The organism is Acinetobacter sp. V110_1 (assembly GCF_031798975.1).
GTDB lineage: Bacteria > Pseudomonadota > Gammaproteobacteria > Pseudomonadales > Moraxellaceae > Acinetobacter > Acinetobacter nosocomialis_A.
Genome location: NZ_JAVQNN010000018.1, coordinates 1 through 14,003 on the forward strand (window position 1 = coordinate 1; position 14,003 = coordinate 14,003).

Consider the following 14,003-nt stretch of genomic DNA (forward strand, 5'->3'; position numbering starts at 1 on the left):
TGGTAGTGTGGGGTTACCCATGTGAGAGTAAGTCATCGCCAGCTCATTATTCTAAACACCCCGGTCTCGAAAGAGATTGGGGTGTTGCTTTATGGGCGGACTTTAATTTTTAATAAAAGATAGGTCCAAAATTAGATTTGTATTGTTACTATATTCTATGAATATAATGATGAACTCTATTATTTTTGGGTACGTCCATGAAAATCGATTCTTTCTCTCCAATACCTGAAGATGATGAAGAGCTATCTTTGCCTGCATTGATTTATTGGGCATCTCTAGGTGATATCGATCAAGTAAAAGAATTACTAATAGAGGGAGAGGATCCTAATCAGATAGATGATGAGGGATATAGTGCTCTACAAGCAGCTGCTGAAAATGATCATTTAGAAATAGTTCAACTCTTAATTGAAAAAGGTGCGCGTGTCGCTTACAAAAGTGAATACACAGCATTAGAGCTTGCAGAAATGGCAGGTAATACTAATATAGTGGAGTATTTAAAGAGTTTATAAAATTAAAAAGGCCTCTTTTGTTTAGAAAAGAGGCTTTTTGTTCAATTTAAGACAAATGATATTTTTGCAGCTTTTCAACAATTGATTGAAGTCCTTTTACTTCAAATTCATTGGCTTCAAATTTTTCATCTTTATTGCGTTTAAAGATATCTCGTATTTCTATTACAGCATTTGGGTCAACAATATTTAAACTTGAAGTGACTTGGCGTATTTGGCTAATAGAACGAGAGCCATTTGTTGAGCCATAGCCAATAAATGCGGCTGGTTTACCACTCCATTCTTTACCTACATAGTCGAGTGCATTTTTTAAAGCTGGACTGTAACCATGATTGTACTCGGGGCTAATAAAGATAAATGCATCAGCTTTGGCAATTTTATCTGCCCATTCTTGTTGTTTAGGTTGATCATAAATACCTGTTGCAGGTGGGTGAGAGCCTGAAAATAATGGTAAATTCCACTCTTTTAAATCAATTACTTCTGTCTGAAAATCTTCTAGATTAAATGATGGAATTGCTGTTTCTAACCAATTGGCAATTTTAATAGCTGTGCGTCCTTCACGAACACTTCCTACGATGATATAGACCAGCATATATTTTTCCTAAGGATTTTTATCTTTATAACTTAATTCATTACATAGGACGTGAGAATATAGAATTTGTAAGGATTCTTATGTCATGCATAAAACTTAAATAATAAAAAAGCCCTCAATCGAGGGCTTTTTTTACATTAACTTAATGCCTTGCTGGCCAGCTGGAGTTACTTTGAATATCTCTACTTCAAAAGTAATATTTTTGCCAGCTAAAGGGTGGTTGAAATCAATTTCAGTAATATCATCATTCACTGACTTCACGACACCAAATAAAGTTGCTTTTGCTTTATCTTCAAACTCGATCATGTGACCAGGAATAGGTCGTTGTTCGAATTTAACCGTATCAAAAGTTTGTATATTTTCAGGGTTCCAAGGACCAAAAGCATCTTCTGGTGGAAGATGTACAGTACGTCGATCACCTGCACGTAAGCCGAATAAGGCTTTCTCAAAACCTGGTAACAAGTTACCGTCGCCAATAGTCAAGCTAACAGGTTCTTCACGGCTACGTGTATTGTCAATTTCTACGCCATTTTCAAGAGCAACAGAAAAGTGTAGGTCAACTTTAGAACCGTCAGTAATACGAATTTCTTCATTAGGTTGAATAATTTCGGTCATATTATGCATCCGAATTTTTAGGTCTTTGCTTCTCAAGGAAGAATGTATCGATGAGTAACAAAATGGTACCTAGAGTAATGGCACTGTCCGCAATATTAAAAGCTGGAAAGTGATGATTTTGGTAATAAACATGAATGAAATCGACCACATACCCTAAAGTAATACGGTCAATTAAATTACCAAGTGCTCCACCTAAAATTAAAGCGATAGCTACAGGTAGCACCACCATTTTTTTAGGCATACGTAGCAACCAAAATATAAAAAGTATTGAAACTAAGCCTGCCAAAGATGTGAAGAAATAGCGTTGCCATCCTCCAGCATCAGATAAAAAGCTAAAGGCTGCACCATAGTTATGTAATAGTGTCCAGTTTAAAAATGGAAGCACAGGTACAGGATCTGCATAGTTCAGATGTGTACTTGCAATCCATTTTGTCCATTGATCCAAAACAATGGCAAGGACAGAAAGTCCAAGCCAAATGAGGTTGTGCGGATAAAACTGGAATAAGCCTTTTTTAGCTTGTGAATTAGGCATATTTTCTCACTTCGCCACGACCAGTGACGTTCACAATACAACGACCACATAAACCAGGATGATCGGCGTGTGTATTTACATCAGGAAGGACATGCCAGCAACGTGCACATTTTTCACCTTCAGCTGCAGATACTTGTACACGTAAGCCTTCCATTTCAGTTGCTTCACCTTGTTCAGCAAATGGATGTACTACTACTTGCGAAGTAATAAGAACAAAACGGAGTTCATCAGCCAGTTGGTTTAAAACTGTTTGTAATGATTCATTTGCCCAAAGTTCAACTTTGGCTGAAAGATTACTACCGACAAGTTTAGCGTTACGAGCTGCTTCAATCTGTTTATTTACTGCAGATTTTACGCTAATCAATGTTTGCCAGTCTGCTTCAGAAAGCAAGTTTGCTTTTGATGAAACAGGTAGGTCATACCATTCAGCTGTAAATACATACTTCTCAGTTTGTTCTGGAATAAGTGGCCACGCTTCTTGAGCTGTGAAGCTTAGAATAGGACTCATCCAGCGAACAAATGCTTGTACGATATGGTAAAGCGCTGTTTGTGCAGAACGACGTGCTTGTGAGTCAGCCTTAGTGGTGTATTGACGGTCTTTGATGATGTCTAGATAGAAACCACCTAAGTCATTAATACAGAAGCTTGTTAACGCACTACACACAACATGGAAGTTCATTTCTTCATATGCAGTGATAATAGTTTGTTGTACTTCATTTGCACGTTGCAAGATGTATTGATCAAGAGCGATAAGATCATCTACTGCCAGAGCATCTGTACTTGGTTGGAAACCATTTAAGTTTGCAAGCAAGAAGCGTAGCGTATTACGAATACGACGGTAGCTATCACTTACACGGCTAAAGATTTCTTTTGATGCTGCGATTTCATAGCGATAGTCGCTAGATGCTACATATAAACGTAAACCGTCAGCACCAAGTTGTTTGATAATTTCTTCAAGCGGGATGTAGTTGCCTAAAGATTTCGACAATTTACGGCCATTTTCATCCACTGTGAAACCATGTGTTAACAAGGCTTTGTATGGCGCACGATTATGAATTGCCATAGACGTTAATAAAGAAGATTGGAACCAGCCACGGTGTTGGTCTGAACCTTCTAAATATAAGTCAGCAGGGCTTTCTAATTCTTCACGTTGCTCAAGTACAGCGTAATGCGTTGTACCAGAGTCAAACCATACATCAAGCGTATCGCGAACAGCATTGTACTGTTCAGCATCTTCACCAATGAAGTCTTTGGCTTCACGGTTAAACCACGCATCGATGCCTTCTTGTTCGATAAGTTTAGCAACTTCTTCGATGAGTTCAGGCGTACGAGGATGCAATTCATTCGTATCTTTATGAACGAAGAAAGGAATTGGTACACCCCAAGTACGTTGACGTGAGATACACCAGTCCGGACGGCCTTCGATCATTGATTCAATACGGTTTTTACCCCAGTTCGGTACAAACTCGATATCGTTTTCAATGGCGTTAAGCGCACCTTCACGTAAACCTTTTTGATCCATGCTGATAAACCATTGTGGTGTAGCACGGAAAATAATCGGAGTTTTATGGCGCCAGCAGTGTGGGTAGCTGTGTTTAATCGGTTGATGAGCCCATAAGCGACCCACAGCACCTAAAGCTTCGATAATCTTTGGATTAGCTTTATAGATGTGCTCACCAGCAAAGATTGGTGCCGTTGGTAAGTAAACTCCGTTACCACCCACTGGGTTTTCAACTTTAAGATTGTATTGAATACCTACTTTATAGTCGTCTGCACCGTGGCCAGGCGCAGTGTGTACAGCACCTGTACCGCTTGTTGCGATAACGTGTTCACCTAAAATAACCGGAACTTGGCGATCGGTAAGTAAAGGGTGTTGTAAAGTAAGGTTTTCAAGAGCTGAACCAGTAAAGTCAGCTAAAACAACTGGGTTTTCAAGCTTGTAACGTTCAATTGCTGAAGCAACTAAGTCTTTAGCAAGAATAAAGTTTTGCTTACCACGCTCAGTAGTCACTTGTACCAATTGATATTCAATTTCGGCATGCAATGCAACTGCTTGGTTCGCTGGTAATGTCCAAGGTGTAGTCGTCCAGATTACGATATCAGTTGGATCTTGAACGTCTACATTTACACGAGCGCTTAAGTCTTTTAAATCTACAACGCCAAAACCAACGTCAATTGCATCAGATTTTTTGTCTTCGTATTCAACTTCAGCTTCAGCAAGTGCTGAACCACAGTCCATACACCAGTTCACTGGCTTTAAGCCCGGCTGGATGTGACCATTTTTTTGAATTAAACCTAAAGCACGAACGATATCGGCTTCTTGTTTATAGTTCATGGTGAGGTAAGGATTATCCCAATCACCTAAAACACCAAGACGTTTAAAGTCAGCACGCTGTAAATCAATTTGTTTTAGCGCATATTCACGGCAGAGTTTACGGAAAGTCGCTGCGTCAACTTTTTCGCCTACTTTACCTACTTTTTCTTCAACTTTTAGTTCGATTGGCAAGCCATGACAGTCCCAACCCGGAACATATGGTGCATCGAAACCTGCCAAAGTACGGCTTTTTACGATGACGTCTTTGAGTACTTTGTTAACCGCATGACCCAAGTGAATTGTACCGTTCGCATATGGAGGGCCATCATGCAAAATATATTTTTTCTTGCCAATACGCGATGCACGAATCTGCTGATAAATGTTGTCGGTATACCACTCTTCTAACCATTTCACTTCACGTACTGCCAAATTTGCTTTCATTGCAAATTCAGTATCCGGCAGGTTTAGCGTGGCTTTGTAGTCCACTGCATTTTCAGTAGTTTGCTTATCGCTCATGCAAGTTGTCTTCCAGTTTAATCAGCTTGGGAGCCGACATGTTTTACAATCAAAATTCGAATTAAAAAGGAAATTGTGTCGTGTCTTTACGATATTGTCGTAATTGTTGCACGTCATTATCAATTCCTGCCTTAAGTGCCTCAAGCGAAGGGTAGTTCAATTCACCATGAAGATAGTGAAGAAAAGTCACCCGCATAAATAAGCCATACAGATTAGCAGAAACATCAGGGAAATGTACTTCTAATCTCCACTCTGGATGTTCTTGCTGAATGGCTGGGCGAGTACCGACATGACCTGCACCATAAAGGCTATTTTCATGATATCCGGCAATTCCTGGCTTTTCAGGGTCATCCTGAAGCACTTTTTGAGTTAGCGAAGTTGTTTCGCAAATGACTTCAACGCCATAAATACCATTTAAACAAGGCTTATGGCGGTTGAGACGGACATTAATCGTTGGAAAATCTAAAGTTCGTCCAATTTGGTCGCCATATTGAACTCGTCCAGTAATACTGTAAGGACGGCCTAATAATTTAGCTGCTAAAGCGAGATTACCCACTTGAAGCACTTGGCGAATACGAGTTGAACTGACGCGTTCACCTTCGAGTTCAATCGTATGTAAATTTGTGACTTGAAAGCCGTAATTTCTTAAAAATTCGCTGTTGCCTTGACGGTCTTTACCGAAATGAAAGTCATCTCCTAAAACCAAAGCTTGAGCATTTAATTTGTCTTTTAATAAATCTGCGAATTCTGATGCGCTCATGCTACGGAAATGCTGGTCAAATTTGGCAACCGCAATGTAATCCACTCCAAGTTCAGCGAGGTATTCAACTTTTTCTCGTAATGAATTAATACGAGGTGGAGCATCGTAGCCTTTAAAGAACTCAAGCGGTTGGGGCTCAAAAATCATGACCAATGTTTTTAAGCCTTGTGCTGCAGCAATTTTTTTCAGTTGAGCAATCATCGCTTGGTGACCTAAATGGACACCATCAAAATTACCAATAGTTACCGCTGTTTGCGGCAACTGGAAATTGGGCGATAACGCATTAAGACGAAGCAGTTTCATGAACTTAAAATATGGCTATTTTTGCAAGGGCTATATATTGCCATAATCTCACAGATTCGTCTTGTTGTTGTGTTTTTACTCAGGTATTTTTCAATATGAATATCTTTTATATCTAAAAAACTGATGAATTAAATAAAAATAAATCAATTTTTCTTATTATTAATTTATCCTACTATAGCTTCATCCACTCTTTGACTAGAGACTCAAGATGAAAAGACCCTTTTACCAATTAAATCAAAGTAAAGATGTTATACGGCATTTTACCCCAAATTGGTTTACAGCAACTATGGGTACTGGTGTGGTGAGTATGATTTTAATTCAGCTTCCATTTGCCAAATCATTTTTATTTATGCTGGCGACGCTGTTATGGCAATTTAATATTGTTCTATTTAGTGTTTTTTCAGGTCTTTATTTATTGCGGTGGTTTCTTTTCCCTCATGAAGCGAAGCAAGTATTTAATCATCCAAATATGAGCTTGTTTTTAGGCGCTATACCGATGGGGCTCGCAACCATATTAAATGGCTTTTTAAGCTTCGGTGTCGGGCTTTATGGTGAAGTAGCAATCCATATTGCTCAAGCTTTATGGTACGTCGATGTATTTTTAGCACTCGCAATTGCTTGGATTGTGCCGTTTTGCATGTTTAGCCGTCAGAACCATCAGCTACATACCATGACTGCAATCTGGCTTTTACCTGTCGTTGCTTGTGAAGTAGCAGCAAGCTCTGCGGGCATGTTGGTTGCACACTTACCAGCAGATTTGCATAGCTTTCATTTATTAATGGCGGGCTACGTACTTTGGGGAATTTCTGTTTTACCTGCATTCGCTATTTTGACCATTTTAATGCTGCGTATGGCTTTGCATCAGTTACCGGAAAAAGAAGTCGCAATTTCTAGCTGGTTATCTTTAGGTCCAATTGGAACAGGTGCGTTAGGTCTATTGTTGCTAGGTGAACAGGCAAAAAGAGTGGCGCCAAATGTAGGATTTGACCAGTTTGCCAATGTATTTCAAGCATTAGGCGTGGTAGGCAGTTTGGTACTGTTAGGCTTTGGGTTATGGTGGCTAGGTCTTGCGATATTAACAACGCTTCGTCATGCAAAAACAGGTATTCCGTTTAACTTGGGATGGTGGGGCTTAACCTTTCCACTTGGTGTGTTTATTTTGGCTTTATTTAATTTAGGGCATCAGGTTGAAGTTGTATTTTTACAGTATGTTGCAGTGGCACTTAGTGTTTTATTATTAGTGATGTGGAGCGTTGTAATGAAGAAAACCTTAGCCGGAGCCTATAGTGGGCAACTGTTCTTCTCTCCATGTTTAATCGCCTTACAACAAAAAATGCAGTAATAGTGAAAAGGTGCAAAAAAGCTTTTGCACCTGATTTATACTTATTTTCTAATTTATTTAATTTTGATTTGAGCTTTTTGAATGAACAAAGATATCGCTTTAATTATGGCACTTCCTAATGAATCTAAAGGTTTGTTTGAGCAAGCAGGTATTGAAGTCCATTATAGCGGTATCGGTAAAATCAACGCTGCCTTTAAAGCATTTGAAGTTATTCAAAAAACAGGCTGTAAAACTCTAATTAACTTAGGTTCGGCAGGAAGTTCATCTTTTAATCGACATGATTTGGTCGAAGTAAAAACTTTTGTGCAACGTGATATGGATGTTTCACCATTAGGGTTTGAAGTCGGTGTAACGCCGTTAGATGAACACTTACCTGCTGAAATTCATCTTCAATCACATTTTGCTGATTTACCAAAGGGCATTTGCGGGACAGGGGACTCATTTGAAACGGGTCAGCCGAAAGTCGCTTGTGATGTGGTGGATATGGAAGGGTATGCCTTAGCCAAAGTTTGCCATAAGCTAGGTGTACGCCTAATTTCAGTCAAGTATATTACTGATGGCGCAGATGATACCGCTCATTTAGATTGGGAAGAAAATTTATTATTGGGCGCGCAAAAACTCTTGGCTCTTTATCAAAATCATTTCTAAAAAAAAGATCGGCAAATTTGCCGATCTTTTTTTGTTTTAACGAGGGATTACGCCGTAGAGCATGAGATGTACTGTATGCTCAATCGAGCGTTGGAACATACTGCGGTTTCGCAACGTTTTTCCAGTCACCATTTCCATTTGCGTGGCAAAATCGGCATAGTTTTGTGTAAGACCCCAAATATTGAGTATTAACAGTTCAGGATCGATATCTGGGGAAATTTTACCTTCTTCCTGCCAAGTCTGAATGACTTTAGCTTTGCGCTTAAATAGCTTTTTCAAAGGCCCTTTCAGTATAGGTAAAATGTGCGGCGCCCCTTGGATAATTTCCAAAGCAAATAGTCGCGAAGCTTTTGGTTGGCTACGTGAAAGTTCGATTTTTTGTATTAAGTAGTGAGACAAAGCTTCGGCTGGTTCTAACTCAGCTTCTAAGGTTTGTAAGGGAGCAAGCCATTTTTGTAAAACTGTGGTCAGCACTTCCACATATAAAGACTCTTTATTTTCATAGTAATAGAAAATATTCGACTTATGCATGTCAGCGAGTTGGGCAATTTCATCCAGACTTGCACCACTGAACCCATATAGTGAAAACACATCAAGGGCGGCAGCAAGAAGCTGATTGCGCTTTTGAGTACTCTTCTTTTGTTCCATTTGCTGCATAAATTAAAAAGATAGTGCTCCCATTGTAAGGTAAATCGTTTGATTTGTGCACAGGTGTCTCACTTTTTTAGTGAAAAAACGGATAGTTATTTGAGCAATAGATATACTATTGTGCAAAAAATAGAGAGATTCACTAGTTTATTGTTATTCTTGAAAATATTTTTTTATATTCGCCCCAAAAAAGAGCAATAAATCATCAGTTTTATTGCTCGTTAATTGGACATTTTGTAGTTGAAATGGTTCTCATTACTCATCTCAGCTTTAAGTTGCTAAAACAGCATCGAGTACTTGTTGTTCAAGTTGGGCAAAAGTTATGCTCTTTTTACGCGGACGTGGCAAATTCACTTGGAAACTTTGGGCAATTTGGCCCTTATCTAATAGGATAATACGGTCGGCCAGTTGTACTGCTTCACTTACATCGTGTGTGACCAAAATGGCAGTAAAACCTTGCTCTTTCCATAAACGTTCAATCAAGCTTTGCATCTCAAGACGGGTGAGCGCGTCTAATGCACCTAACGGCTCATCTAACAGTAAAATACGTGGAGTATGAGATAATGCGCGAGCTAGCGCTGTACGCTGGCGCTGGCCACCTGAGAGCTGTGAAGGCCACTGTCCCGATTTTTCTTTTAAACCCACCTTTTCCAGTAATTCTTCTGCCAAAGCATGTTGTGATTTTGGTAGTCCAAGTTGAACGTTTTGAAGAATATTTCGCCAAGGAAGTAAACGTGGGTCTTGGAACATAACCCGAATGTCATCGTTAGTAATGCCTTCGCGTAAATGTCGCGCAGATTTAAATTTAATTTCTCCGAAACTTGCTTTTTCAAGTTGGGCAATTAAGCGTAGTAACGTACTTTTACCGCAGCCACTACGACCAACGATCGCTAAAAATTCGCCCGGTTGAATATGCAGATTAAGATCTTCAAGAACTTTCACCTCACCATAAAACTTGTAAAGCTGTTCAATCAGAATCTCTGCACCTACGACAGGTTCTTGTGACTCTGGATGATTTTCTGGAATGAGCTCTACGTCATTCTGATTAATATTTAAATTCAGATTTGTCATATTTTAAGCTCCCTTATTTTTGATAACCAGCGTGCCAACGTAGTAAATAGCGTTCCAAAATTTGTGCTAAAACATCGGCTAACTTGCCTAATAGGGCGTAAAGAAGAATACCGACCAGAACCACATCTGTTTGCAAAAACTCTCGTGCATTCATGGTCATATAACCAATACCTGCTTGCGCTGAGATCGTTTCAGCCACAATGAGTAATACCCAAACCAAACCTAAGGCAAAACGTAGACCCACTAAAATAGAAGGCATTGCACCTGGTAGAATAATTTCTTTGTAGAGCTGCCAGCGGGAAAGCCCATAGCTTTTACCCATCTCAATCAATTGTGGGTCGACTGAACGAATTCCATGATAGGTGTTGATATAAATTGGGAAGAAAACACCGACAGCAACTAAAAACAATTTTGCTGTTTCATCAATACCAAACCACAAAATCACCAGCGGAATAAGCGCAAGAGCTGGGATATTACGAATCATCTGTAAGGTTGTATCGAGTAGGGTGGAGGCGAAACGCGAAGACCCATTGAGCAGACCTAATAGCAAGCCTAAACCACCGCCTACTAAAAGCCCAAGCAATGCACGACCAGCACTTACTTTAACGTGATGCCATAGTTCTCCACTCACCAAAAGATGCCAAAAAGCTGAAATGACAGCACTTGGAGCAGGTAAAATACGGCTTTCTAAAAGACCCGAACTTGAGGCAATTTGCCAAACAACCAATAGAACAATTGGGAAAATCCAGGGCAGCAAACGCTGCCCGATTTGTTTTGTTCCACGTGAAACAATATTTACATCTTGGCTCATGCAGGCTCCTTGACGGAACTATTTTGCTTCTTCTCGTCTGGAACATAGTTGTTGGCAATAATCTCACCGAATGGACCAGTTAAGTTTGGCTGAGCAAGTTTAGCTCGGGTCTCAATTGGTAATAACGGGAATACTAACTCTGCAAAACGGATCGACTCTTCAAGATGTGGATAGCCCGAGAAAATAAAAGTATCGATACCTAAATCAGCATACTCCTGAATACGAGCAGCAACTGTTTCTGGGTCACCTACAAGTGCCGTACCTGCACCACCACGGACTAAACCAATACCTGCCCAAAGGTTTGGAGAGACTTCTAACTTGTCTCGGTTACCGCCATGTAGTGCGGCCATCCGTTGTTGGCCTACCGAGTCCATTTGTGCAAATTTTTTCTGTGCTGCAGCAATAGTTGCATCGTCGAGATATTGAATAAGCTCGTTCGCTGCTGCCCATGCTTGTTCGTTGGTTTCGCGAACAATGACATGCAAGCGAATGCCATAAGTTAATTTACGGCCTTTAGCCTCGGCTTTTGCACGAACATGCTCGATCTTTTGTTTGACTGCTGCTGGTGGTTCACCCCAAGTGAGGTAAGTGTCTACTTGCTCCGCTGCAAGGTCGACAGCGACATCTGAAGAACCGCCAAACCAAAGAGGTGGGTAAGGCTTTTGAACAGGTGGGTAAAGTAGTTTTGCATCATCTACTTGTAGGCGTTCACCGTGGAATGTAAAAGCTTCACCCGTATGTGAGCGTGTCAAAATTTCACGCCAGATTTTTACGTATTCATTGGCAGTTTGATAACGCGTTGAGTGATCTTCATATAAACCATCACCGCGTAGTTCTGCTTCATCGCCACCAGTCACTAAGTTGAGTAGCACACGACCATTCGACAAGCGATCAAATGTAGCAGCCATACGAGCAGCCAAAGCTGGTGTTGTTACACCCGGACGTAACGCAACTAAAAACTTAAGGTGCTGAGTTGCATCAATTAGACTAGCCGCCGTAATCCACGGGTCTTCACATGAACGGCCAGTTGGAATAAGTACACCTTCATAACCTAAATTATCTACTGCCACAGCAATTTGCTTCATATAGGCATGGTCAACCTGACGAGCGCCTTTACTTGTACCTAAATAGCGACTATCACCGTGGGTAGGAATAAACCAGAAAATTTTCATGTGCATTACCTATATGTCTATATGAAATTACTTCGCACCCCAAACAGCTTGTTTAATGCTGATTGATTTTGGAATGATGCCTTGTTGAGTAAAGATGTCTGCAAGCTGCTGTTGTTCAGCAATCACTTTGCTGTTAAGAGGAGCTGCTGCTGATGGACGTGGACGACGTTTAATGAATAAATCACTAGTTGCAGGTTTTAAGCCTGTACTTTGGCCAATCGCACTTGCTGTTTCTGCTTGATGGCTTTGAACCCATTTGTCAGCTTGATTAATCTGTTTGATGAGTTCAGGAACAGCTTTTGGATATTGCTTAACAAAATTTGGAGCTGCTAAATAAAAGGTATAGTTCGGACTTAAACCTTTACCTGAAGCAAGTACACGAGCTTGGTCTTCTAGTTGTGCTGAAGCGTAGTAAGGGTCCCAAATTGCCCATGCATCAACGGCACCTTTTTGGAATGCAGCGCGCGCATCGGCAGGTGTGAGCCAAATTGGCGTAATGTCGCTCCATTTTAATCCCGCTTTACGCACAGCCTGTACGAGCAAGTAATGTGAACTAGAACCTTTTTGCAACGCAATACGTTTGCCTTTTAGGTCTTTAAGCTGGGTGAGCTGCGAGTTTTTAGGAACTAAAATTGCTGACGCTAATGGCTTAGCTGCTTCATAAGCAATGTAATATAAAGGCTTGCCCGCTGCTTGAGCATAGACTGGAGGTGTATCTCCAGTAACGCCAACATCGAGTGAGCCAACAGCCAAGGCTTCTAAAATTTGAGGGCCAGCCGGGAACTCGTTCCAAGTGATCTTGGCATTTGGAAATTCTTGTTCAAATAATTTTTGCTGCTTCGCAATTGCAAAGTTAATCGAACTTTTTTGAAAACCAATACGAAGTTCTTTCACTGTTGGATCAATTGCCCAAGCTGGCGCTGCGATTGTTAAACCTAATATAGCTACTGCACTGATGCGTTTAGCTAATTGTGCCCACTGACTCGTATTGAATAATGACTGATGTTGCATATTGATATCCTTGTTCCCCTTGAGGTCAGGCACAGCATTTATATGATTATTTAAGCTGTGCCCAAGCTGGGTTTATTTCAGTTTTAGAATGGCATCTTGAATGGTGAGCTTGTTAGGAATGAGCTTTTGCGCATAAAAGGCATCAGCTACTTGTTGTTGTTCTTGTGCCACCTTGTCAGATATTGGTTGAACACCAAAACCCATTCGCGAAATAGAAGTTTTGAGTACATCAAATTCAAGTGCCGTAGGTTTTTCGAGTAGCTTGGCCGCTTCATCTTGATGCGTGCTGACCCATTGGGTTGTTTGATTTAGCGTTTGCACAACAGTGTTGAGTACTTTTGGATTACTTTCTGCAAATTTACGATCAGCTAAGTAGAACTGATGATTGCTTACCAAGTTTTCACCTGTTGCTAAAACTCGAGCCTGAATTTGATGTTCAGCTGCTGCAAAGAACGGGTCCCAAATGACCCATGCATCGACAGCGCCTTTTTCAAAAGCAGCACGTGCGTCTGATGGCGGTAAATAAACTGGTTGAATATCACTTAAGCTTAAGTTGTTGGCTTCTAGAACTTTCAATAATAGGTAGTGAACATTCGAACCCTTATTCAGTGCGACACGTTTGCCTTTTAAATCCTGAATTGAGTGAATAGGAGAGTCTTTTTGGACCAATAATGCTTCTGCTTTTGGTGCAGCCGGTTGGTTTGCAACATAGACTAAATTTGGGTTGGCTGCTTGAGCAAAAATAGGTGGTGCTTCGCCAGCCTCTCCCAATGAAACGCTTCCGACATTTAGACCTTCAAGTAATTGAGGACCCGCAGGAAACTCGACCCATTTCACTTGTACGCCTTGATCTTTTAGCGCTTTTTCCAAGTCACCACGAGCTTTTAAAATAGGAAGGATGCCATATTTCTGGTATCCAATATTTAGAGTTGTGGTGGTCTGTTCCTCTTTTTTAGCACAACCACCTAGCATCATCACTCCCGCAAGGCTGGCAGCAATGACTGAATATTTTGCCCATGAAGTGGAATTAAAAAGTGCCATGTGGTTTCGTGCTCCCCGAAAGAGAAAAAGAAAAATAATTGGTTGAGCAGATACCCTAAAGGGATTTTTATTTCATAAAAAATAAGTATTCGGTCTTTATTTATACAAAAAAAAGCTAAAA

The 14,003-nt window shown here is 40.5% G+C and carries 14 protein-coding genes; 3 read left to right on the forward strand and 11 right to left on the reverse strand.

All coding sequences use genetic code 11. The features are described from left to right. Nucleotides 1-197: 197 nt before the first annotated feature. A complete protein-coding gene (locus tag RMA95_RS06805) occupies nucleotides 198-509 on the forward strand; it encodes an ankyrin repeat domain-containing protein (protein ID WP_311069969.1) in 312 nt (103 codons plus the stop codon). Nucleotides 510-555: 46 nt separating this feature from the next. On the opposite strand, the gene RMA95_RS06810 is transcribed toward RMA95_RS06805, so the two are convergent. The 5 genes from RMA95_RS06810 to ribF all read right to left on the reverse strand — a co-directional run bounded on the left by RMA95_RS06810 (nucleotide 556) and on the right by ribF (nucleotide 6,138). Then, the gene (locus RMA95_RS06810) at nucleotides 556-1,098 is read right to left on the reverse strand and encodes an NAD(P)H-dependent oxidoreductase (RefSeq protein ID WP_311069970.1); all 543 of its coding nucleotides are present in this window, start codon (nucleotides 1,096-1,098) and stop codon (nucleotides 556-558) included. Nucleotides 1,099-1,230: 132 nt separating this feature from the next. Continuing rightward, nucleotides 1,231-1,713 carry a peptidylprolyl isomerase gene (locus tag RMA95_RS06815; protein WP_004884037.1) on the reverse strand — a complete coding sequence of 161 codons (483 nt, stop codon included), beginning with the start codon at nucleotides 1,711-1,713 and terminating at the stop codon, nucleotides 1,231-1,233. 1 nt (nucleotide 1,714) lies between these two features. After that, a complete protein-coding gene (lspA, locus tag RMA95_RS06820) occupies nucleotides 1,715-2,245 on the reverse strand; it encodes a signal peptidase II (protein WP_311069971.1) in 531 nt (176 codons plus the stop codon). Next, nucleotides 2,238-5,075, reverse strand: coding sequence for an isoleucine--tRNA ligase (gene ileS / locus RMA95_RS06825; RefSeq protein ID WP_311069972.1), 2,838 nt, complete (start codon nucleotides 5,073-5,075; stop codon nucleotides 2,238-2,240). The genes lspA and ileS overlap by 8 nt, the downstream gene beginning before the upstream one ends. 61 nt (nucleotides 5,076-5,136) lie before the next feature. After that, complete coding sequence (ribF, locus tag RMA95_RS06830) at nucleotides 5,137-6,138, reverse strand: bifunctional riboflavin kinase/FAD synthetase (RefSeq protein ID WP_019457890.1); 1,002 nt, start codon at nucleotides 6,136-6,138, stop codon at nucleotides 5,137-5,139. 208 nt (nucleotides 6,139-6,346) lie between these two features. Between ribF and RMA95_RS06835 the strand changes: the two genes are divergently transcribed. Both RMA95_RS06835 and RMA95_RS06840 read left to right on the forward strand, forming a co-directional pair. Continuing rightward, nucleotides 6,347-7,480 carry a TDT family transporter gene (locus RMA95_RS06835; protein WP_019457891.1) on the forward strand — a complete coding sequence of 378 codons (1,134 nt, stop codon included), beginning with the start codon at nucleotides 6,347-6,349 and terminating at the stop codon, nucleotides 7,478-7,480. Between the two features lie 81 nt (nucleotides 7,481-7,561). Continuing rightward, nucleotides 7,562-8,128: a 5'-methylthioadenosine/S-adenosylhomocysteine nucleosidase gene (locus RMA95_RS06840; protein WP_311069973.1), complete on the forward strand. Its 567-nt coding sequence runs from the start codon at nucleotides 7,562-7,564 to the stop codon at nucleotides 8,126-8,128. 36 nt (nucleotides 8,129-8,164) lie between these two features. Here RMA95_RS06840 and RMA95_RS06845 read toward each other — a convergent pair whose 3' ends face one another. From RMA95_RS06845 to RMA95_RS06870, 6 genes are all read right to left on the reverse strand, one after another. Beyond that, nucleotides 8,165-8,785, reverse strand: coding sequence for a TetR/AcrR family transcriptional regulator (locus tag RMA95_RS06845; RefSeq protein WP_004706123.1), 621 nt, complete (start codon nucleotides 8,783-8,785; stop codon nucleotides 8,165-8,167). Between the two features lie 261 nt (nucleotides 8,786-9,046). Continuing rightward, on the reverse strand, nucleotides 9,047-9,847 hold the full coding sequence (locus RMA95_RS06850; RefSeq protein WP_004706121.1) for an ABC transporter ATP-binding protein: 801 nt from the start codon (nucleotides 9,845-9,847) through the stop codon (nucleotides 9,047-9,049). 13 nt (nucleotides 9,848-9,860) lie between these two features. Beyond that, entirely contained in the window at nucleotides 9,861-10,658 is a 798-nt protein-coding gene (ssuC, locus tag RMA95_RS06855; RefSeq protein ID WP_004706119.1) for an aliphatic sulfonate ABC transporter permease SsuC, read from the reverse strand. Continuing rightward, nucleotides 10,655-11,830, reverse strand: a complete 1,176-nt coding sequence (gene ssuD, locus RMA95_RS06860; protein ID WP_019457892.1) for an FMNH2-dependent alkanesulfonate monooxygenase — start codon at nucleotides 11,828-11,830, stop codon at nucleotides 10,655-10,657. The genes ssuC and ssuD overlap by 4 nt, the downstream gene beginning before the upstream one ends. 27 nt (nucleotides 11,831-11,857) lie before the next feature. Next, nucleotides 11,858-12,841 carry a sulfonate ABC transporter substrate-binding protein gene (locus tag RMA95_RS06865; RefSeq protein WP_311069974.1) on the reverse strand — a complete coding sequence of 328 codons (984 nt, stop codon included), beginning with the start codon at nucleotides 12,839-12,841 and terminating at the stop codon, nucleotides 11,858-11,860. Nucleotides 12,842-12,913: 72 nt separating this feature from the next. Further along, a complete protein-coding gene (locus RMA95_RS06870; protein ID WP_311069975.1) occupies nucleotides 12,914-13,882 on the reverse strand; it encodes a sulfonate ABC transporter substrate-binding protein in 969 nt (322 codons plus the stop codon). Nucleotides 13,883-14,003 lie beyond the last annotated feature (121 nt).